Here is a 21103-nt window from a genome sequence, read left to right as displayed (position 1 = left end):
CCTCCTATCGGCCAAGTGCCGCCTGCTGCTGCAGAGCCACGCGCGCCTGCAAGCGCTGTTGCGCCTGATCGACAACGACAGCGGCAATGATGACAAGGCCCTTGATGACCGTCTGCCAGAAGGAGCTGACGCCCATCATCACGAGCCCGTCCGACAGGATCCCGATGACGAATGCGCCGACGATGGTGCCGCCGATGCGCCCGCGACCGCCCGACATGGAGGTGCCGCCGAGCACCGCCGCCGCGATGGCGTTGAGCTCGAAGGTCTCGCCGGTCGCCGGATGAGCCGCGACGAGCTGCGATGAAATGACAAGCCCGACAATCGCGGCGCAAAAGCCGGAGAACATGTAGACGAACAGCTTGACCCGCTTGACCTTGACCCCGGAAAGTGCGGCCGCGCGCTCATTGCCCCCCACGGCGTAGATGTGGCGTCCAAGCGGCGTACGGTTTGCGATATAGGCCGCCCCGAGACCGACCGCGATCAGAATCCAGATAGAGATCGGAATGCCCAGGAAGGACCCGGCACCAAGCAGATAGAACCCATTTGAGCCATATTCGGGATTGCCGGAAAGGTTGGGAAAGGTCGCGCCGTCGGAGGAAAGCAGCGCCAGCCCGCGCGCAATGTAGAGCGTGCCGAGCGTCGCGATGAATGGCGCGACGTTGAGCCTGGTGATCAGCACCCCGTTGATGGCGCCAAACAGGATGCCGACCAGAAGCGTGATGAGGATGATCTCGAACAGGTTGAAATAGAGCGAATAGCCGATGCCCAGATCAACGCCGTTGAGGATCAGCCAGCCGGCCACCATGCCGCACAGACCGACGATGGACCCGACGGACAGATCGATGCCGCCGGTGATGATGACGAAAGTCATGCCGATGGCGAGAAAGGCGTTGAGGGCCACGTGCTTCGACATGATGACGAAATTGGCCGTGCTCAGGAAGTTGGGGGCGGCGAAGGCGAAGAAGGCGAAAACCGCGATCAATGCAATGAACGTGCGCAGCTTGAGCAGCAGCAACAGCAGCGGCTGGCCGCCCTGACCGGGCGTGGGCACGGCAGCGGCATTGGACGTCATGTTCGGTTCTCCCCTTTGTCGATCTCGTCGTGGCTCGTCGGTGCATGGCCCACTGCCGATGCCGCAACGATCGCTTCCTCGCTGGCATCCGCCTGGTCGAATTCACCCGTAATGCGGCCATTCGACATCACGATGATGCGATCCGACAGCGACATCACCTCCTCCAGGTCCGACGTCACGAAGAGAATGCCGAGTCCCTCGGCGGCCAGGCGCCGCATGGTACGGAAAACCTCCGCCTTGGCGCCGACATCGATTCCCCGGCTCGGCTCGTCCATCAAAAGCACCTTCGGCTGCGTCATCAACGCCTTGCCGATCACCACCTTCTGCTGATTGCCGCCCGACAGCGAGCTGACGGGATTTTCCGGGCTTGCGATCTTGATGGCGAGATCGCGCACGAAGGACAGGACGCAATCGCGTTCGCGCCTGAGGCTGAGATGAAAGCCGCTGGTGAAGGTCTTGAGGCTGGACAGCGACATGTTCTCGCGGATGGCCATGATCTGCACCAGCCCTTCCGCCTTGCGGTCCTCGGGTATCAAGGCGAGGCCGCGGTCGATACGCCCGGCAACATCGGGCTCGTCCAACACTTCACCATCCACATGGAAGGTCCCCGTCGCATGGGGATGCTGCGCCATGATGCATTCGAAGAATTCCGAGCGCCCCGCGCCCATCAGCCCGTATATGCCGACGATCTCGCCCGCCCTGAGCGACAGCGACACGTGGTCGACAGCAAGACCACCACTCTTGGCCGGCAGGCAGATGTCCTCGGCACGAAACATTTCCCGGCCGAAATCATGCGCCTCGACCTTGGCGAAATCCTTGGACGCCTCGCCGATCATGTTGCGCACGATCCAGCTTACATCGACCCCGCCCATGCCGCGCGAGCCGGTAATCCTGCCGTCGCGCAAGACAGTGATGTAGTCTCCGATGCGGATCAGTTCTTCCAGCCGGTGCGAGATGTAGACAATACCGACACCGCGCGTCTTCAGATCGGCAATGACGCGAAAGAGTATTTCGACCTCGGCGGCGCTGAGAGCCGAGGTGGGCTCGTCCATGATGAGAATGCGCGCATCCTGTGCCAGCGCCTTGGCGATCTCGACGATCTGCTGCTCGCCGATCCTCAGTTCGCCGACCAGCGCGTCGGGCGAGATGTCGTGCTCCAGCCGCTGCATCAATTCCGCGGCCGCCTTGCGCTGCGTGTCGGCATCGATGTCGACACGCCCGCGCGTCTTCTCCCGGGCGATGAAGATGTTCTCCGCCACGGTCATGTTGGGGAACAGATTGAGCTCCTGGAAGACGATGCCGATGCCGTGCCGCGCGGCGGCGCGCGTGTCGGCGAAGGTCACCGATGTTCCATCGACGAGGATCTCGCCCGAGGTCAGTTGCTCGACGCCGGCAATGACCTTCATCAGGGTCGACTTGCCGGCGCCATTCTCGCCGACCAGCACGTTCACGGCGCCCAGGTGCACGTCGAAATCGACTGCGTCGAGCGCAAGGGTACCGGGATAGACCTTGGTCGCCCCGCGCACCGACAATCCTGTCTCGTGGCGCGGCGCGTTCATTGCGATCCCACGGTGATTTCGACGGGCGTGATCAGGATCGCGTCGCCTCTGGAACGCATCGTGAAGCCACCAATCGCCTCGAGCTTTTGTCCGACGAGATTCTCGCGCGGCAGATCCTTCAATGCCGTCTCAAAGGCCCTGGTGTTGAGCGCCCGCGAAAGCTGGGCGAATTCAATCTGATCGGTGAAGGACGTGAAGTCGATGAAGGGCAGCACGTCGCGCAGCGCCGTTCCGCGGATGACCGGTCCAAGCTGCAGAGCCGCATCGGCCTGGCCGTCGCCGTCGACGTCGACATCCGCAGTTGCGGCGCGTGTATCCGTCTTGGCCGAAACGATTACGCCCCGCACCACAACGGGAAAATTCCAGGGGCTCCCCTCGCTCGATGGACGATAGCCATGGGCCTTACCGGCCGCGTCCAGGTCGGCCTCGATGGCCGGACCGAGGGTCGCAAGATCGGTAGCATTGTCGCGCATGTGAGGCACGACCCGGGCATCCCAGATCTCGTCCACCAGCGCGGTCATGTCCCTGCCGGACTGGCTGGAGACCATGTCGCCACCCTCGCCCTCAGGCGTATTCTTGACCAGCTTGCAGCCGGCAATGGCCGTCAGCGCCACGGCAATGCAGACGGCCGGGATTGCATCGCGAAACGTCAATTTCGCCTCCTCGGCGGACTATCCGGACAGGCTTGGGTCCGACAGGACCCGCAATCAGGCGGGTCCCGCGGTTCACATGCCGATATCGGCCTTTAATTCATGGCGAAGGTTTCGAGATCGCCGGCGTTTTCCGCCGTGATCAGGATGCAGTCCATCAACTGCTTCTCGTCCTGGCCGGTGGAGCCGGTCTTGAGATACTGGTCGGCCTGCTCGACGGCCAGTTCCGCCTGGCGATAGGCCGGCTGCAGCACCGTCGCCTTGATGCCGCCCTCGAGGATGGAGTCGCGCACATCGTTGCTGCCGTCGAAGCCGACGACGATGACGTCGTCACGGCCGGCCGCTTCCAAAGCCGCCCATGCACCCATCGCCATGGTGTCGTTGCCCGAAATCACGCCCTTGATGTCGGGATTGGCCTGGAGAATCGTCTCCATCTTTTCGTAGGCCTCAGTCTGACTCCAATTGGCCGATTGCTGCACCACCATCTCCATGTCGGGATACTGGTCGATGATATCGTGATAGCCAGCCGAGCGGATGCCGGCATTGGTGTCGGCCTCGCGACCGAGAAGCTCGGCATATTTGCCCTCCTCGCCCATCAGCCGGACGAATTCCTCGGCGCCGAGCTGCGCGCCCTGATAGTTGTTGGAAACGATCTGCGAGACGGCAATGCCCGATTCCTTGATCTCGCGATCGATCAGGAAAGAGGGAATCCCCGCTTCCTTGGCACGTCTTACCGGAGCGACGGTGGCGTCGGCGCCGGCATTGTCGAGAATGATCGCCTTGGCCCCGCGGGCAATGGCTGTGTCGAACAATTCGCTCTGCTTGTTCGGATCGTCGTCATGCACCAGCACCAGCGTCTCGTAGCCAAGCGCCTCGGCGCGCTTCTTCGCCCCCTCGGCCTCGGCCTTGAAGAAGGGATTGTCGTGCGACGGTGTGATGATGGCGATCAGGTCGGCCGCTGAGGCGACCGCCGGAATGACCAGCGATCCGGCCAGCACCCACCGGCCAGCACGGTTCTGCGTTTGATTATCATGATTTCCTCCCTGTTGAATTTCTTGGCAACTGCACCGAAGGACCAGTTCCTCCCAGAGCCCCGGCCCTCCAATGCTCATGTGATGCGGCGAATGCTCTCCGTGATTTCCTCCGGCTCGAAAACGCCGATCCAGTCGTCGCGCATCAGGCGCGGCTTGCCATTGGCGATGGCCTTGTTGCAGGCATCGGAAAAGACGCCGTCGACCTCACCCATGACGACCGCGCCGAGAATATTGAGGTGACCGAGCAGGAAGTCGCGCGCTGCGACTGGGTCGACGCCGCGGCGCACGACCTCGTCCATGGCGTCTTTCATGACCACAAGAAGCGTGGCGCAGACCGTCTCGGAAAGGCCCGGCTCCAAGAGCGCCATCTGGTTAACGGTCACACGATGCGACCGCAAAATGGGCTGGAAAATGGTCCTTGCGATCTCCTCACCCAGCGCAAAATCCTCTTCGGGCCCCTGCATCAGGGCACTGACAATCGCCTGCTTCGCAGCGATGCCGCCGAAATAGTCGCGCTTGGCGGGCAACTCCGTTTCGTCGTTGAAGATCGGCGGATGGCACGGATGCGTGACGAAGTAGGTGACGTCGTCGCGCGCCGGTAGATGACCGGCAAACGGGGCGGCTGCATCGAGTGCCATGATCACCGTGCCCGGCGCAACCTTATCGATCAGCCCGGCCGACACCGCCTTGATCGCCGTGTCCGGCACCGCGAGAATCACGGCGCGCGCGTCATTGAGCGCCGCATCGAGTGCGACGCAATCGGCGCCAATCGCTTCCATCAGCCGTTTCTGGCCGGCCTCGCTCACCTCGACATGCGCCACATCGAAGCGCGAACCCTTGAGGTTGCGCGCCAGACGCACACCCATTTTTCCCCCGGCACCGATAAGCGCGACCTTCATCATTCCTCCTCGCATTGCGGGTCGCAGACTTGCAAGCAATCATCATCTTGTCAACTGGTATGATGAGTTGATATTGAAGTGGCGCTAACCGAACCAGGGAGGAGAGCATGGGGAGGCTGTTTGCGCGATACGAGGTGGAAAGTCCGGTCGGCCTGGAACAGGCAGCCGCAGTGATTGCCGGCGAGCAATCCTCAGGCACATTCCTGAAACTGCCCGGCGAGACCGACGCCCTGCGCGAGCGCTTCGGCGCCAGGGTCGAGGAGATCATCGAGCATTCCGCATCGCCGAACCCCTCTCTGCCTTGCCGGCTTTCGGGTGAGCGTTTTGCACGCGGCGAAATCGTTCTGTCATGGCCCGTCGACAACATGGGTCCCTCGCTGACCAACGCGCTCGCCACCGTCGCCGGCAATCTGTTCGAACTGGCGGAAGTATCGGCCCTGCGCCTGCTCGACATTGATTTCCCGGACGAATTCGCCCGCGCCTATCCGGGCCCCGCCTTCGGCGTTGCCGGCACGAAGCGCCTCGCCGGTGTCGGCGAGCGGCCGATGATCGGTACCATCATCAAGCCGAGTGTCGGGCTGTCGCCGCAGGAGACGGCCGGGCTGGTGCGCGAACTGGCCGAAGGCGGGATCGACTTCATCAAGGATGACGAGTTGCAGGCCAACGGCCCGCATTGCCCTTTGGCCGAACGCGTGGAGCAGGTCATGCGTGTCGTCAACGGCCATGCCGAGCGCACCGGCAGACAAGTCATGTACGCCTTCAACATCACCGGCGAAATCGATGAAATGAAGCGCAATGCCGATCTGGTGCGCGACGCCGGCGGCACCTGCGTGATGGTCAGCCTGTTCTCCCTCGGGCTTGCCGGCCTGTCGGCCATCCGCGCCCATGCGGCACTGCCGCTGCATTGCCACCGCAACGGCTGGGGCCTCTTTTCGCGCTCGCCCGACATCGGCATGGGCTTTCGCGCCTGGCAGAAGTTCTGGCGCCTTGCCGGTGCCGACCACCTGCATGTCAACGGCATCGCCAACAAGTTCACCGAAAGCGACGCCTCGGTGATTGATTCGGCCCGCTCGGTCGGGGAGCCCCTTTTCGCCGACGATGCCTATGCCGCCATGCCCGTATTCTCATCCGGCCAGACGGCCGTGCAGATGCCGCCGACATTCGAGGCGCTGGGGAGCGGCGATTTCATCTATTGCGCCGGCGGCGGCATCATGGGTCACCCCGGCGGCGTGGCCGGCGGCGTCGCGAGCCTGCGTCAGGCGGCGGAAGCAGCGATGAAGGGCATCGCTCTCGATGACCATGCCAGCGAGCATGCCGAGCTGCGGCAAGCCCTCGCCATGTTCCAGGACAAGCGTCAGGGGACGGACGGACGATCATGACCGACCAACTCCTGCTGTCCTATTACGGGGACGACTTCACCGGCTCCACCGACGTCATGGAAGCCTTGTCATCCGGTGGTGTTCCCACGGTGCTTTTCACAGGAATTCCGGACGAGGCCCAATGCGCCCGCTTCGCCGATTACCGCGCGATAGGCGTCGCCGGCGTCAGCCGCAGCCAGTCGCCCGAATGGATGGACGAGAACCTGCCTGCTGTTTTCGATTGGCTGAAGGCGCTCGACGCGCGCCATTGCCACTACAAGGTCTGTTCGACCTTCGACAGCGCACCGCAGCAAGGCTCCATCGGCCGCGCCCTTGAGGTCGGGCTGGATCGGTTCCATCAGCAGACGGCGGCGCTCGTGGTCGGCGCGCCGCAACTGCGCCGCTATACCTATTTCGGCCAGCTTTTTGCAGCCTACCGCGACAGGGTCTACCGCATCGATCGTCACCCCGTGATGAGCCGGCACCCCGCAACGCCGATGCAGGAGGCCGATCTGCTTGCACATCTGGCAATGCAGACCGGGCACGCCACATGCCTGCTCGACCCGGAAATGCTCGATGGGCCATCCCTCTCGGACGCGCTTGACGGCTTGGTGAAACGAGATGTTCGCTGCGCCATGATAGATGTGTACGACTGGTCCTCGCAGCATAAGGCCGGCCTGCTTCTCGACCGGACGGACGGTGCGCTCGGCCGCTTCGTCGTCGGCTCTTCAGGGGTCGAATATGCGTTGCTCCGGGTCTGGAAGGATGCCGGCCTCGCCCTTGGCCGGGAACGGCCACAGCCCCTGACCCCGTTGGAGCGCATCGCCGTGGTTTCGGGCAGTTGTTCGTCGACCACCGAACGCCAGATCGACACCGCCTGCGTCGACGGTTTCGAAGGCATTGAGGTCGACTACCAGGCCCTCATCTCCGGCCAGGGCGTGGATGCAGCCTGTGAACGGGCCTTCACAGAAGCCTCGGCGGTGCTGGAGGCAGGCAAGAGCCCGATTCTCTATACCGCACGCGGCGCGCAGACGATCGCCGGGACCGGACAGGCACCGGGCGACATGGCTGGCCGCACACTCGGCCGTCTGTTGCATGCGTTGATCGAGCGGCATGCTCTGAGCCGCGCTGTCATCGCCGGCGGCGACACATCCAGCCATGCGCTGAGCGAACTCGATATCTTCGCGCTCACCCTGCGCCATCCCATTCCCGAAAGCCCCGGCTCACCGGTGTGCAACGCGCACCAAACCACCGGCCGCGCGCTGGAACTGGCGCTGAAAGGCGGCCAGATCGGTCGCGACGACTATTTCATAAGGCTGCGCGACGGGAACGATCTCTATAGACAACGATAGGAAGAAACGGGATCACGCCTGAAATGAGCCGGGCGGACGCCGTCGGGCGCCCGCCCGTCTTTCATTCTATGTTGGCTGCCCTTACAGGCTGTTGGCCGTCACCCGCTGATAGAGATAGTCAGCGGCGCTGATCGGCTCGTATTTCTTGTTCGGACCCTGAATGATCGCGTCCCTGTTGGCCTGGCAGAAGAAGGGCAACGAATAGCGCGAACCGAGATATTCGTCCGCGCGCGGCATACGCACCCGGTGCAGCGTGGACTGCAGCTGGTCGTCGCTCCAGCGCATCAGCATATCGCCAATGTTGCATGTCACGACGCCCGGGAGCGGCTGCACGTCCGTCCACTCCAAATCGCCACCCGTCGCTTCCTTGCCCGGACACAATTGCAGACCGCCCTGCCCCGGCTTCTGGTGCAGCAATGTCAGGCAATCGAAATCGGTGTGCGCACCGGCACGCCAGCCGGTGAAATCATCGGGCTTCGCGTTCACCATCGGCAGGTAATGCAGCAGGCGAAGCGTGCTCTGATATTCCGGCGACATCGGATCATGCGCCTCGGTGAAGAAGTCCGGCTTGAAGCCGAGCCTCATGGCAAAGCACGACAAGACCTTCATGCCGAGCGCCCAATTGGCGCGCTCGAAGGCGAGCATCACGGCCTTGAAGCCGGGCAGTTCGTCTCCGGTCGGCCAGAGCATTGCCATGCGCGGCAGCGTTATCTGGTAGCTTTCCTTGTTGTCGGCCGTGCCGGTCGAAGGGCGCACCTGCGCCTTGTATTCCCAGCCGGAATTCGTGCCCTTTTCGAGCGGATACTGCGCCTTCACATCATGGGCGAGATCGAAGAAGCGCGCCGTATACTCGAATGCCTCGTCGATCTGCGCCTGCGGGATGCCATGATTGATCAGTTGGAAGAACCCGATCCGGGTCGAAGCGTCCCACAACTGGTCTGCGATGTCGGCCTTGCGCTTCTCGAAATCACTGAGGTCGATCTGCGGGACTTCGCGATCCTTGACGCCGCCCATGCCGCCGAATGTGGCTTCCTTGTTGAGTTCGGCGAGGCCGTAGTCCTTGCTTGCCGTTTGCATTGCTTACTCCATTTCTTGCGGCGCGTGGCCGCATTCGGGATAAGGAGCAATGTCCCGCGCCAGTGGCGTTGACCGCTTATACTCCAGGCAATCTGTCAGGGACGGGCGCTCCCTCAGGCCGTGGCCCGCAGCTTCTCCTTTGCTTCTGTTCTGGCGATCCGCTCGACCACGCGCACGGCATCTGCAGCCAGCTGCTCCATGTCCAGCCACGGAAGAACGTAGTTCTCGACCACCGGCCGCCCGGCAACGAAGCTGTGACGCACGCGCGCTTCCCCACCGGAGATGATGGGCCCGATGGCGCGGTCGTGCTGGCCCAGGTAACGCGGCCCAGTGAGATCGAATATGGCGATGTCGGCGAGCTTGCCGATCTCCAAGGTCCCGATGGCGTCGAGCCCAAGCGCCTTGGCACCGCCGGCCGTCGCCCAGCCCAGGACGGTTTCGGCGGTGGTGGCCGTCACACCATGCGCGGCACGGTGGATCGAAAAGGCCGCATACATTGCCGACACCATGTCGGCGGCTTCGTTGGCGGCAGCCCCGTCGACCGCAAGCGAGACCACGCCGCCCATCTCATGAAGCTGGCTGGCCGGCGCAATGCCGGAGCCGAGGCGCGAATTGGCCTGCGGACAATGCGCCATCGCCGTCCCTGTCTCGGCCAACAGCTTCAGCTCTTCGGGCGCGCATTCCACCAGATGTGCAAACCAGACATCGCGACCAAGCCAGTCGTGATCGGCCAGCCAGTCGACCGGACGCTTGCCGTAATTGCTCAGCGTATAGGTGACGTAGTCCACGTTCTCCGACAGATGCGAATGCAACCTGAGACCGGAGGCTTTCTGGGCGGCACGCAATTCTGCAAGCTCGCCGAGTTCCAGCGAGAAGGTCGGCGTGGTCGGAGCGAAGGCGACCTGCCGAAGCGTGTCCTCGGCGCTGTCGTGCCACCGCTTGGCTGTCGCGGTGACGGCATCGATCATTGCAGCCAGCGTTTCGGTCGGCAGAGGTGCGACTTCGTCACCGTCGAACTTCCTGCCCTTGGTCGCCCCTCCCCGCCCGAGTACGAAGCGGACACCGAAGTCGCGAGCGGTTTCGAACAGTACGTCGCCCGGATCGTAGGCGTAGCGCGGCGAATAGAAATAATGGTGGTCGGCCACCGTGGTGGCGCCCGACAGCGCAAGTTCCGCCAACCCGATCCGCGCCGAAACCCGCAGCGCCTCCTCGTCCAGCCGATCCCAGTACGTGTAGGGCACTTGCCGCAGCCAGGACGCGAGGGCCACGTTCATGCCTTCGGGCACTGCCTTCAACACGCTCTGGAAGAGATGATGGTGGGTGTTGACGAGGCCCGGCGTCACCACCGCATTGGAGGCATCGACGATGCGTTCACCCGGCAGCGGCTTCAATTCACCGATTTCGGCGATGCGCCCCTGCCTGATCCGGATCGATCCCCGCGCCCTTGCAGCAGGACCGTCCAGTCCGGTGAGGATGCCCACCGCGCCCGTGATGAGAAAATCGGTCATGAACGCTCCGAGGGAATGCTCCAGGGAAACCAGATGCGCTGCGCCGCCGCGACAAGCTGGAACAGGGCCAGGGAGATCGCGACGAGCACGACGAGTCCGGCCCACGCCTGCTGGACCTGGAACATGGAGGTGGAAAACTGGATGTAGTAGCCGATGCCCTTGTCGGCGGCGACGAACTCGGCAACCACGGCGCCGATGACGGCGAGCGTGATCGATATCTTCAGCGCCGAGAAGACGTAGGGGATCGCGAACGGCAGTCGGATCTGCGTCATCTCGCGGATCGCCGGGGCACGCAGGCTGCGCGACAGTTCGATGAGTTCGGGCGGCGTCGCCAGCAGCCCGGTGGTCGTCGAGACGACGAGCGGGAAAAAGGTGATCAGGAAGGTGATCACGACGCGCGGCAGGTCGCCGGAGCCCAGCGCCACGATGATGACCGGCGCCACCGCCACGACCGGGGTAGCCTGGATGACGACGAGGATGGGATAGAGCGCCCGCGACAGCATTTCCGAACGTGTCAACATTACCGCGGTCGGTATCGCGATGACGATGGACACGACATAGCCGATCAGCGCCACCCTCAGCGTCGACCAGATGTGGTCGAGCCAGCGCGGAAAGGGAATTGCCCCGAAGCCGCCCAGTATGCGCGTCGGAGAGGGAAGCACGAATGACGGGATGGCGAAAACCTGGCAAGAGACTTCCCACACGATCAGGATCGACACTAACGTCACCAGCGGGAGCAGACCCGGCGCACGCGCGAGCCTGACCATGACCTGGCGCCGGTCGCGCTGCTCAGGCGGCGCGCTTGAGGAGGAGGCTCCGGAGATGTGAGACATAGTCATGCATGACCTTGTTGTTCGTGGTCTCGAAACCGCGCGGGCGCGGCAGATCGATCGTCAGATTTTCGATGATGCGGCCGGGCCGCTCGCTCATGACCAGCACGCGGTCGGCCAAAAGCACCGCCTCGGAGATCGAATGCGTGATGAACATCACCGTCTTGGGCCGCGCTTCCCAGATGTGCAGGAGTTCGAAGCCCATCTCGTCGCGGGTGAGCGCATCGAGTGCGGAAAACGGTTCGTCCATCAGCAGGATGTCGGGGTCCATGAAAAGCGCCCGGGCTATGCCGACGCGCTGCTGCATGCCGCCCGACAATTCCGAGGGCAGTCGCTTCTCGAAACCGGCAAGCCCCATCCTGGCGAGGATTTGGCGCGCCTTTTCGCGGTCGCCGGCATTCACGCGCCCGGCCTTGTGGCGCAATGGGAAGACCACATTGTCCTCGGCGCTCGCCCAGGGAAGCAGGGTGGGCTTCTGGAAGACGATGCCGATATCGTCGCGCGGCTCGGCCACGGAAAGGCCGAAGACCTCGACTTTACCGGAGGTCGGAGTGAGCAGGCCGGCGGTAAGCCGCAGGAGAGTGGACTTGCCACAACCGGAGGGCCCCAGGACCGCCACGAATTCGTGGCGCTCGATTGTCAGGTCCACGCCACGCAATGCCTCCAGCGTTCCGGATTGCGTCCGAAACACCTGCCCGACATTGGAGAAGCGGATAGCGGATTGTGCAGCTTTGCCCATCAGCTCTCCGGCGTGAAGGAGCGGTCGACGATGGACTCAGGATCGAGCTTCGATGCATCGACGCCTTGCGCTGCGGAGACGCGCTCCCATGTTGCCTGGAGACGCTCCGCGGTGATGGCGCCCAACCCGTCGCGCTCGGTGTCCTCGTTGAAGACGAGCGCCAGCATGTCCTTGACCTGGCCCTCGACATTCTCAGCATCGAGCTCCGGCACCATCGCGACGACTGCCTGGGCCGCCTCGGAAGGGTTGTCACGGGCGAATTGGAGCGACTGCTTGTAGGCAGCCAGGAAGCGGCGGGCGACCTCTGGACGCCCCTCGAGAAACCTGTCGGAGGCAACGATGGAAGCGGAGTAGAGTTCGAGGCCGGCGTCGGACCAGGGCAGGATGACCAGTTCCTTGCCTGCTTTCTCGGCCTGGTTGGTGTAGCGGGTCACGTCGGTCATCCAGGCGATGATGACATCGGTCGCACCTGTCATCAGCATCGGCCCGAGCGCGCCGGGATCGACCTTGTTGAGGGTGATATCGCCATCAGACATGCCGATATCGCTGAGCACCAGCGGCAGGTAGATATTCGATTCGGTGAAGGGCGAAGTTGCGACCGCCTTGCCCTTCACATCCGCGATGGTCTCCATAGTGCCCTTGACCGCATAGAAGGCGTGAGGCCCATTGTTGAACAAGGACATGACCGCGGTCACAGGCGCGTTCTCTGAGACCGTCGCCGACATCACGGCGCCGATGCCTGCCGAACCGATGTCGGATACACCGGTTGAAAGCTTGGTGATCGCTTCTGAAGAGCCGCGCGCGCCTTCGATGGTGACATCGAGGCCGGCATCCGGGCAGAAGCCCTTCTGGATGCATACATAGATTGCGGCCTTGTCGCCGCCAGGCAGCCAATCGAGTTGGAAGACCACCTTGTCGGCGGCGTTGGCGACTGCAAGGCCTGCGAAGAGGACCGTGCCGCCGAGGAAGGACTTGGCGAACTGTTTCAGCATCTGAATGTTCCCTGTCTGAATGACCTGTTGCCGCCGCAACGGCGCATTCCGCGCCGTGCCGGCTGATATTCTTGCGATGTGTCGCGTTGCAGAGTTCGAAGTCGGCATCGGACGTCCCGTTGGTGTTCCTGGATCGTTTTTTGCCGAGCAATGTCCCGGGCCGGGCGCCCTGACCGCTTCTACTCTACGAGTCGGTCATGCACATCTCATGCCATTTTGGTGCGGCGCGATTTCACGCCAATGGCGCCCCCCGCTCCATGACGAATGCCCGGCGATCCGCCATAGTGTGATCAAAAACTAGGCATATAAAAATATGCCTCCAATTTATGCGAACTGAGACTTGTGTATCACGCACCATCGCGCTAACTCCGAAACATCAAAGCAGTAAGGGGAACAAGAATGTCGATTTCACACGACCGGGACCTCGAACTCATCCGGCACACGATCGACCTTGCCGCAGAGTCGCGAGCCCGCGGCGATCATCCCTTTGCCGCACTTCTCGCCGGGCCCGATGGTCAGATCCTGCTGGAGGCAATGAACACCTGTGGCACCAAAGGCGACCGCACAGGGCATGCCGAGCGCAACCTCATGACCGAGGCATCGCTGAAATACGATCCAGCATTCCTTGCGACCTGCACAATGTACACGAGCGCCGAACCCTGCGCGATGTGCGCGGGCTCCGTCTACTGGGCCGGCGTCGGTCGTGTGGTTCACGGTATGAGCGAGAAGGCGCTGAAAGAGCTCATAGGTCCCGATCCGGAGAATCTGACGATGGACCTGCCGTGCCGCGATGTGTTCTCTGCCGGGCAGCGGCTGGTCGAAGTGGTTGGACCGCTCCTGTCCGAGGAAAGCGCCGCAGTGCACGAGGGATTCTGGCTTCCTGGGTAAATGACCCGGCGCGCCAATTTACGCCTCTTGTGCCACCTTGAGCGAAAATGTGCGCGACCGGAACTACTCCAACAGACCCGCCTTCTCGTATGTCGGATTGAGCCGGCTCATCAGGTAGTCGTCGCCGCGGATCGGTGGATATTTCGCCGGATTATCCTCGGTCGCGCAACCTGGCAAACACTCCACGACGGCATCGGGATTGGGATCGAGGAAGAACGCGATCGAATAGCGCTCGCGCCCGGCCGGGCTCACCACGCGGTGCGGCGTGGAGACATAGGTGTCATTGGTCCAGCGCATCAGGCAATCGCCGATGTTGCAGACAAAAGTGTCGGGAATGAACGGCGCGGACAGCCAGCGGCCGTCACGGGTGCGTATTTCAAGCCCGCCGACCTCATCTGTCGCAAGGAGCGTGACGCAACCGTAATCGGTGTGTTCACCCGCCCCAAGCTGCCCTTCGTCCAACTGTGCCGGTCGTGCCGGATAGTGCAGCAACCGCAGTGTTGCCAGCGGCCGGTCGAGCTTGTCGTCGAAGAAATCCGTCACAATGCCGAGTTCGTTGGCAAAGGCGGTGTGAAGCGTCCGTCCGAGATGCCAGACCGCATCGAAATAGCCGAGCATCGTCTCCTTGAAGTCCGGCACATCGGGCCAGAGGTTCAGCGACCGGAACTTCTGTCCCGACAGAATTTCCGGATCGTCCGGCGCCAGATCCAGACCGATGTTGAACGCTTCTTTCAGATCCGGCGCCTTGGTCGGATCTAGGGCCTCGCCCTTCATCGGAATGTAGCCACGATTGCCGCTCGCGGCCGAATAGAGCGCGGTCTTCTTCACCGCCTCCGGGCTTTCGAAGAAGGTTTTCGCCATGGCAAAGACATTCTCGCGCATGCTGGCGGGGATGCCATGACCCGCAAGATAGAAGAATCCGATGCCGCGGCAGGCCTTGCCGATCTCCTCTGCGACCTGCCGGCGGCCATCCGCGCCGCCTTCGAAGAGCGGCTTCAAGTCTATGACGGGTATCGTGTCGATCATTGTCATCTCCAACCTTTCGTTCGATAGCGGTCAGCCGGCCCGGTCCGCCGTGCCCATGATCGCGTCGATTTCCACCGACCAATCGGTCAGCCATTGCCGACGGGTGCTGTCGTCGATCCAGGCGACTTCGAGGCTCGTCAGGATCGCCTTTTTGAGATCGGCAAATGAAAAGCCGAGTGCCTCATGCGCGATCATGAATTCCGCGCTCAGATCGGTCGAGAACATTGGCGGATCGTCGGAATTGATGGTGACCGCGAGCCCCGCCTCTTTCATTTTCCGGATCGGATGATCCGGTGCGGCCAGATCGCGCCATGTGGTGGTGTATTTCGTGGTTGAGGGGCAGCAAGTGAACCCGATGCCGTCGTCCCGGCACCGCGCGACGAGCGCCGGGTCGTTGACGACGTTGTAGCCGTGATCGACACGCTCGACCTTCAGAGTGTCGAGCGAACCTGCAATGAATGCGGCCGGGCCGGATTCGCCTGCATGCGCGGTCAGGCGCAGTCCGTTCCCAGCTGCCCGCGCGAACACCGCCGTAAAGGGCTCGGGCGGATATGGCGCCTCGTTGTAGTCCAGCCCGAGACCGATGACATCGTCGCCCCTGTTGGCAAGGATTTCATCGAGATACTCTTCGCCGGCCTCCGGCCCGAGCTCGCGGTTCATGCCCGGAATGATCCGCGAGACGATGCCGAATTCCGTCTCCGCGTCCAGCATTCCTCTGCGAATACCCTCGAACTGCCGGGCGAACGGCACGCCCTCGTGAGCATGAGGGCTGATGAAGAACTCCATATAGCGGCAACCGTTCGCAGCCGCCGACTGCAGCATTTCATAGGTGATGCGGCGGAAGTCGTCGATCGTCACGATACTGTCGGCGATCGCACCGTAGACGGCCAGAAACTCCATGAGGTCGGCGTAGTCGTAGAGATCTCCGACCCGCTCGCATTCCGGCAGGGCGACGCCATTCTTGCGTGCCAGTTCCATTGCCGTACCCGGCAGGATCGCCCCTTCCAGGTGTATGTGGATTTCCGCCTTGGGCAGCTTTCGTATCAGCTCGCTCGTCTTCATCCGTCCCCTGTCCTATGGCTGGATCTGGGAAATCGTCTCGCCGCCGACCCAGACGCCGGTGATGTTGGGACGACTTGCCGTGTAGACGATTTTCTGCAGCGCCTGGTCACCTTCATGCAGGTCGGGCCACAAGCGCAACATTCCAAGCGGCGCCGAGGGGTCGATCAGTACGGCGTCGAAATGATAGCCCGGCGCGAATACACCGATCGGCAGCCCGAGCGCGGCTCCGCCACCGGCGGTGGCAAGATGGAAGGCTTCGCGAAAATCGATCCGGGCACCCGCGTTCTTGGACCGCTCGACGGGCGCGGCAGCCGGGTCGACACCCGATTCCAGCATCCGTGACGCCATGACCGCGTCGCGCATCGCATCGAACATGGCTGGCGCCGGCCCGCCGGATATGTCCGTCCCGAGGCCAACCCGCACGCCCTTTGCCAGCGCGGCCCTGAGCGGGAAGACGGCGCCACCGAAATAGGCATTCGAAAGCGGACAGTGTGCGACGGCGGCCTCGCGCAGGCGGATACGCTCCATGTCGGATGCCGAAAGGAAGACGCCGTGCGCAAGCACGCTTCCGGCTCTCAGCAATCCGAACCGGTCGAGACTTTCAGTATCGCTCATGGCGTGGCGTTCGCGGACGAAGGCGTGCTCCCAATCGCTCTCCGAACAATGGGTCTGGACGTGGCAATCATGGGCCGCCGCGAGGCTGCCGAGTTCTGACAGAAGATCATCCGTGCAGGACGGGATGAAGCGCGGCGTGACAACCGGTAACACACGCTTTTCGCGATTGTCCGGATGGTTGCGAATGTGCTCGATCAATCCGCTCGTGCCGGCGACCGCTTCCGCGACACTCTTGTCGCGATAATAGTCCGGGCAGTTGGACGGCTCGTCCATCGCCACCTTGCCGATGAGTGCCCGTTGGCCCTTTTCGATACAGATATCGGCCAGCAGCCGGTTGGCCTCGTCGTGGATCGTGCCGTAGTAGACGGCGGTCGTGGTGCCGCAGCCGATCAGGTCGTCGACGAGCAGTGCGTAAGCGCGTCGCGCAAAGGCCGTATCGGCATAGCGCGCCTCGATCGGAAATGTGTATTTCTGCAGCCAGACTTCGAGCGGAACGTCGAGCGCATTGCCGAGTTGGGGATATTGCGGCGCGTGAATGTGCAGATCGACAAACCCGGGCAGGATGAATGTGCCGTTCGGCAGGTCGACCAGCGTGCCGTCCTCGCGGGCACCTTCCAGCGCGGCGGCATAGGGCCCATCACCCGGCCGCACGACATCCGCTATCACGCCGTCCCGACCGACGCGGATCAGTATGTCGTCCAGACGTTCCGCTTCGCCGAGCGCGGGCGCATGAAAACCCGAGGCCAAGACGGTCCTGTTTCTTACGCTTTCCACCTACGACCTCGTTTCACAGGCTGCGATCGCGCAGCGCGAACGCCGCTTCACGGAAGCGAACCCGAATTTCATCCTCGTCGATGCCAGGCAAGCTGCGCTCCTCCATCAGCACCTGACCGTCGACAATAACGGTCCTGACATCCTCGGCCTTTGCCGAATAGACCAGGGCTGCGGCCACATCATAGACCGGCGAGGCATGGATGGTGTCGATATCCACGATGATGATGTCTGCCTTCATTCCCGGAGCAAGCCGTCCGGTTTCGGAACGGTTCATCGCCTCGGCAGCACCGCTGGTCGCCAGTTCCAGCAATGCGCGCGTCTTCAGGAATTCGACATCTCCCGTCTTGTCCTTGTGGATCATGCCGGCAAACTTCATCTCCTGGAACATGTCCAGGCTGTTGTGGCTGGCGGGACCGTCGGTTCCCAGTCCCACGGTGATGCCCGCCTCGCACAGGCAGCGCAGCCGCAGCGTACCCGAATTGAGCTTGGCATTGCAGCATGGGCAGTGGGCGATGCGGGTTCCGGTTTCCGCGAGAATACGGATGTCGTCGTCATCGAGTTGCGTGCAATGAGCGGCGGTCACGTCGCTCTTGAGAAAGCCCAGGTCGTGCAACCACTTTACCGGCGTCGTGCCATAGTGATCCCTCACGTAGGCCTGTTCCTGCGGCGCTTCCGCCAGATGGGTGTGGATCACCAACCCGTAAGCATCGGCGACCTCGCGGACGCGTTTGAAGAGTTCTGCCCCGCACGAGTATGGCGCATGCGGAGACAATCCCAGATGTATGCGGTCATTGCCGCTGCGATGATGGGCGGCGACGCGGTCGCCGAACGTATCGAGCGCCTTCCAGGACCAGTCACTTATGGAAGCGTAGACGCCACGGTCGGCGAAACCGTAACCGAGGGTGGCGCGCAACGGCACCTTCCTGAGCGCCTCGAGCTGCGGCGTCACCGCATAGGCGTCGAAATGCTCGTTGAAGGTCGTGATGCCGGCCTTCAGCATTTCGACCAGGCCCGCAAGGCTCGCCCAGTAAAGCGTCTCGGGGTCGAAATTGCGCTTCATCTTCCACATGGTCTGAAGCCACTCGAACAACTGGACGTCTTCCAGCAAACCGCGCAGCAGCATGTTGGAGGCTATGTGGGTATGGGCGTTGACGAAGCCTGGCATGACGACGCGGCCTGCAGCATCGATCACGCGCACCGCCTGCGACGCATCGACCTCGCCAGCCTCACCGAGTGCCATGATCTTGTCGCCGGAGATCGTCACGACACCGTCTTCGACGGGTGAATTGCCGCCCATCGGCAGGATCGTCGCGTTGACGATGACAATATCTGCCGGGGCTGGCTCCGCCGGATGTGCTATCCCTGACATCAGACGCCGGCCAGCGTGGTCCCGTACTTCAAACCCTTTTCCTTCAGCCAGCGCCGATAGGCGATGGAGGAAGCATCGGCCCGCGTCGGGATTTCAGCGCGCGCCTCGAGCGGCAGCAGGCGGGGTCGCTGGTTCTCCAGGATGATGCGATCCTGCAGGAAGATGTCGAGCTGGAATGCGATCAAGTCCGAAAGCGGCGTGGCCTCGTCAATCAGCAGCATCAGCGGATGTGCGCGGCAAAGGTCTTCGTCCATGGGCTGGACGAACAGGCAGATCACGTCCCAGCGATCGTCGGCGTTCGGGCACGTCTTGTAGAGCAATGTGACGAAGGGCGTCGCAACACGGTAGATGTAGTCCGTCATGATCGCGCCCTCGGACGACAGTGCCGCCTTCGGCTGAATGAACTTGCAGTTCGTCGCCCACACCTCGTCGACGTCGCGGCGAATTTCGCAGTCGTAGTGCTCGACCTCGGTGTGCGCCTCGGACCCCAGGATATCCGTATGCACGAAGGGAAAATGCGCCATGTCGAGAAAATTCTCGACGATGCGCAGGCCGGACGCCTTCACCGTCACTGCGCCGCAGGCCACGTAGCGGCGATCGGGCTCGTCCGCCTCCGGGATCGGCACCACGTCGCGTTCGGGTTCGCCGAGCGTGGTCCAGACATAGCCGAAGCGCAGCTTGATCGGGAGCAGCCGCTCATCTTCATCGAGCACGACCGTCACGGTTTCGTCGTCGTCTTTCACCACCGACAGGTCGGACCCCAACAGACGCGTCGCGCTGCACCCGACGGGCAGGTCCGCGGCGCATCCGATGCAGTACCAGTGATCGAGTGCAGCCTTTTCAACGGTGCCGGTCATCATCGCGTCCTTCCCGTTTCCCGGTCATTGCCTTTTCCATTACGCATCATAGATCCGCTTCATCGTTGCTCGATGGTCGGCCAGCGTCGCTTCGATGTCGAACGTGGTGAAAGAGCCGTCTGAAATGACGTGCACGCCGTTGATGAAGGAATGATCGACCTTGAAGGGACCGCACAGAATCAGTGCGGCAAGCGGATCGCGCTCCGCACCTGAAAGGCCGAGTTGTTCCATGCGCACGGCGATGAAATCTGCGCTCATGCCCGGCGCCAGACAGCCGATATCGTCGCGGCCGAGCAATGCCGCGCCGCCGCGTGTCGCCATGGTCAGCGTCTCGCGCGCCGACAGTGCCGTCGGTGTGCCGCCGAAACCGCCGCGCCCTCCCGGCGTCGCGGAAAGATAGCGCGCCGGCGCAACGCGCTGAAGGAACTGACCGAGGCGCGCCTCGAGGAACATGTTCGAAGTGTCGTTGGAGGCTGATCCGTCGACGCCGAGCCCAACGTTCACGCCCGCATCCAGCATTTCGCGGACCCGCATGATCCCCAGGCCGCAGCGCATATGGGCCGACGGGCAGTAGGTCGCACCGGTTCCGCTTTCGGCAAACAGCCGGATCTCGTCATCATTCAGAAAGATCGCGTGGGCGAACCAGACATCGTCGCCAAGCCAGCCGACGGATTCGGCAAATCCGACCGAGCGCATGCCGTAGATCTCGTTGCAATAGACTTCCTCGTCCAGCACCTCGGCGATATGGGAATGGAGCCTTACCCCCTTCCGGCTGCGTGCCAACGCGGCGGCGTCGCGCATCAGTTCCGGCGTGACCGAAAAGGGTGAGCAGGGCGCAAGGATGATACGGTTCATCGCGTGGCGGTCCATGTCGTGATAGGTATGGATCAGCCGCTCCGCGTCCTTCAGGATGAACGCCTCGTCCTCAACGCAATTGTCGGGCGGCAGTCCGCCCTTGCTCTCACCGCGCGACATGGCACCACGCGCCGCATGGAACCGCAGGCCGATCTCGCGCGCTGCTTCGATCGTCGTGTCCAGGCGCGCATTGGTCGGCATGACATAGAGATGGTCGGAGCTGGTCGTGCAGCCCGACATGATGAGTTCGGCCATGGACACACGCGCCGAGACGCCGATGGCGTCGTCATCCAGTTTGGCCCAGATCGGATAGAGCGTCTTCAGCCAGACAAACAGCTCGTCGTCCTGAACCATGACCCGGGTGAGATTCTGGTACATGTGATGGTGTGTGTTCACCATCCCCGGCATGACCACGTGACCCGAGAGATCGAGCACCCGGTCGGCCTCTCGGTCCGCCAGTTCCGCCGTCGTGCCGACGGCCTCGATCACATTGTCGCGCACAAGAATGGAGCCATCACCGATCTCGCGTTGCTCGTCGTCGAAAGTCGCCAGATGGGCGATGTTCTTGATCAGAAGTGATGTCATGG

19 protein-coding genes are annotated in these 21103 nt (G+C 62.7%); 3 read left to right on the top strand and 16 right to left on the bottom strand.

All coding sequences use genetic code 11. The annotated features are described in order from the left end of the window. Positions 1-4: 4 nt before the first annotated feature. From GM909_RS07570 to GM909_RS07550, 5 genes are all read right to left on the bottom strand, one after another. Positions 5-1072: an ABC transporter permease gene (locus GM909_RS07570; RefSeq protein WP_157015606.1), complete on the bottom strand. Its 1068-nt coding sequence runs from the start codon at positions 1070-1072 to the stop codon at positions 5-7. Next, on the bottom strand, positions 1069-2631 hold the full coding sequence (locus tag GM909_RS07565; RefSeq protein ID WP_157015605.1) for a sugar ABC transporter ATP-binding protein: 1563 nt from the start codon (positions 2629-2631) through the stop codon (positions 1069-1071). Before GM909_RS07565 ends, GM909_RS07570 begins: the two co-directional genes overlap by 4 nt. Then, positions 2628-3284 carry a DUF2291 family protein gene (locus tag GM909_RS07560; protein WP_157015604.1) on the bottom strand — a complete coding sequence of 219 codons (657 nt, stop codon included), beginning with the start codon at positions 3282-3284 and terminating at the stop codon, positions 2628-2630. The genes GM909_RS07565 and GM909_RS07560 overlap by 4 nt, the downstream gene beginning before the upstream one ends. A 92-nt stretch (positions 3285-3376) precedes the next feature. After that, positions 3377-4279 (bottom strand): D-ribose ABC transporter substrate-binding protein, encoded by a 903-nt coding sequence (locus tag GM909_RS07555; RefSeq protein WP_235911732.1) that lies wholly within the window; start codon positions 4277-4279, stop codon positions 3377-3379. Between the two features lie 110 nt (positions 4280-4389). After that, positions 4390-5217 (bottom strand): phosphogluconate dehydrogenase C-terminal domain-containing protein, encoded by an 828-nt coding sequence (locus tag GM909_RS07550; protein WP_235911730.1) that lies wholly within the window; start codon positions 5215-5217, stop codon positions 4390-4392. Positions 5218-5321: 104 nt separating this feature from the next. Between GM909_RS07550 and GM909_RS07545 the strand changes: the two genes are divergently transcribed. Both GM909_RS07545 and GM909_RS07540 read left to right on the top strand, forming a co-directional pair. Beyond that, positions 5322-6593 carry a ribulose-bisphosphate carboxylase large subunit family protein gene (locus GM909_RS07545; RefSeq protein ID WP_157015602.1) on the top strand — a complete coding sequence of 424 codons (1272 nt, stop codon included), beginning with the start codon at positions 5322-5324 and terminating at the stop codon, positions 6591-6593. Further along, entirely contained in the window at positions 6590-7924 is a 1335-nt protein-coding gene (locus tag GM909_RS07540; protein WP_157015601.1) for a four-carbon acid sugar kinase family protein, read from the top strand. Before GM909_RS07545 ends, GM909_RS07540 begins: the two co-directional genes overlap by 4 nt. A gap of 81 nt (positions 7925-8005) precedes the next feature. Here the strand turns inward: GM909_RS07540 and GM909_RS07535 are convergent, their stop codons facing one another. From GM909_RS07535 to GM909_RS07515, 5 genes are all read right to left on the bottom strand, one after another. After that, positions 8006-9001, bottom strand: a complete 996-nt coding sequence (locus tag GM909_RS07535; protein WP_157015600.1) for an isopenicillin N synthase family dioxygenase — start codon at positions 8999-9001, stop codon at positions 8006-8008. Positions 9002-9114: 113 nt separating this feature from the next. After that, positions 9115-10509 (bottom strand): amidohydrolase family protein, encoded by a 1395-nt coding sequence (locus tag GM909_RS07530; protein ID WP_157015599.1) that lies wholly within the window; start codon positions 10507-10509, stop codon positions 9115-9117. Beyond that, complete coding sequence (locus GM909_RS07525) at positions 10506-11348, bottom strand: ABC transporter permease (RefSeq protein WP_157015598.1); 843 nt, start codon at positions 11346-11348, stop codon at positions 10506-10508. Before GM909_RS07525 ends, GM909_RS07530 begins: the two co-directional genes overlap by 4 nt. Continuing rightward, positions 11299-12078, bottom strand: a complete 780-nt coding sequence (locus GM909_RS07520; protein WP_157015597.1) for an ABC transporter ATP-binding protein — start codon at positions 12076-12078, stop codon at positions 11299-11301. The genes GM909_RS07525 and GM909_RS07520 overlap by 50 nt, the downstream gene beginning before the upstream one ends. Next, entirely contained in the window at positions 12078-13070 is a 993-nt protein-coding gene (locus GM909_RS07515; RefSeq protein ID WP_157015596.1) for an ABC transporter substrate-binding protein, read from the bottom strand. The genes GM909_RS07520 and GM909_RS07515 overlap by 1 nt, the downstream gene beginning before the upstream one ends. Before the next feature lie 399 nt (positions 13071-13469). Between GM909_RS07515 and GM909_RS07510 the strand changes: the two genes are divergently transcribed. Then, positions 13470-13958 (top strand): nucleoside deaminase, encoded by a 489-nt coding sequence (locus tag GM909_RS07510; protein WP_157015595.1) that lies wholly within the window; start codon positions 13470-13472, stop codon positions 13956-13958. A 63-nt stretch (positions 13959-14021) separates the two neighbouring features. On the opposite strand, the gene GM909_RS07505 is transcribed toward GM909_RS07510, so the two are convergent. Genes GM909_RS07505 through GM909_RS07480 form a run of 6 tightly spaced genes read right to left on the bottom strand, consistent with a single transcriptional unit; the run spans position 14022 to position 21101 of the window. Then, positions 14022-14984: an isopenicillin N synthase family dioxygenase gene (locus GM909_RS07505; RefSeq protein ID WP_157015594.1), complete on the bottom strand. Its 963-nt coding sequence runs from the start codon at positions 14982-14984 to the stop codon at positions 14022-14024. Positions 14985-15014: 30 nt separating this feature from the next. After that, on the bottom strand, positions 15015-16046 hold the full coding sequence (add, locus tag GM909_RS07500) for an adenosine deaminase (RefSeq protein ID WP_157015593.1): 1032 nt from the start codon (positions 16044-16046) through the stop codon (positions 15015-15017). A gap of 12 nt (positions 16047-16058) precedes the next feature. Beyond that, a complete protein-coding gene (gene guaD, locus GM909_RS07495; protein WP_235911728.1) occupies positions 16059-17435 on the bottom strand; it encodes a guanine deaminase in 1377 nt (458 codons plus the stop codon). Positions 17436-17448: 13 nt separating this feature from the next. After that, positions 17449-18804: an amidohydrolase family protein gene (locus GM909_RS07490; protein WP_235911726.1), complete on the bottom strand. Its 1356-nt coding sequence runs from the start codon at positions 18802-18804 to the stop codon at positions 17449-17451. Further along, positions 18804-19661, bottom strand: a complete 858-nt coding sequence (locus GM909_RS07485) for an aromatic ring-hydroxylating dioxygenase subunit alpha (protein WP_407941257.1) — start codon at positions 19659-19661, stop codon at positions 18804-18806. Before GM909_RS07485 ends, GM909_RS07490 begins: the two co-directional genes overlap by 1 nt. 39 nt (positions 19662-19700) lie before the next feature. Next, positions 19701-21101, bottom strand: coding sequence for an 8-oxoguanine deaminase (locus GM909_RS07480; RefSeq protein ID WP_157015591.1), 1401 nt, complete (start codon positions 21099-21101; stop codon positions 19701-19703). Positions 21102-21103 lie beyond the last annotated feature (2 nt).

The organism is Mesorhizobium xinjiangense (assembly GCF_009749525.1).
Taxonomy (GTDB): Bacteria; Pseudomonadota; Alphaproteobacteria; order Rhizobiales; family Rhizobiaceae; genus Mangrovimarina; species Mangrovimarina xinjiangensis.
This window is presented reverse-complemented; position numbering and strand designations above follow the sequence as displayed.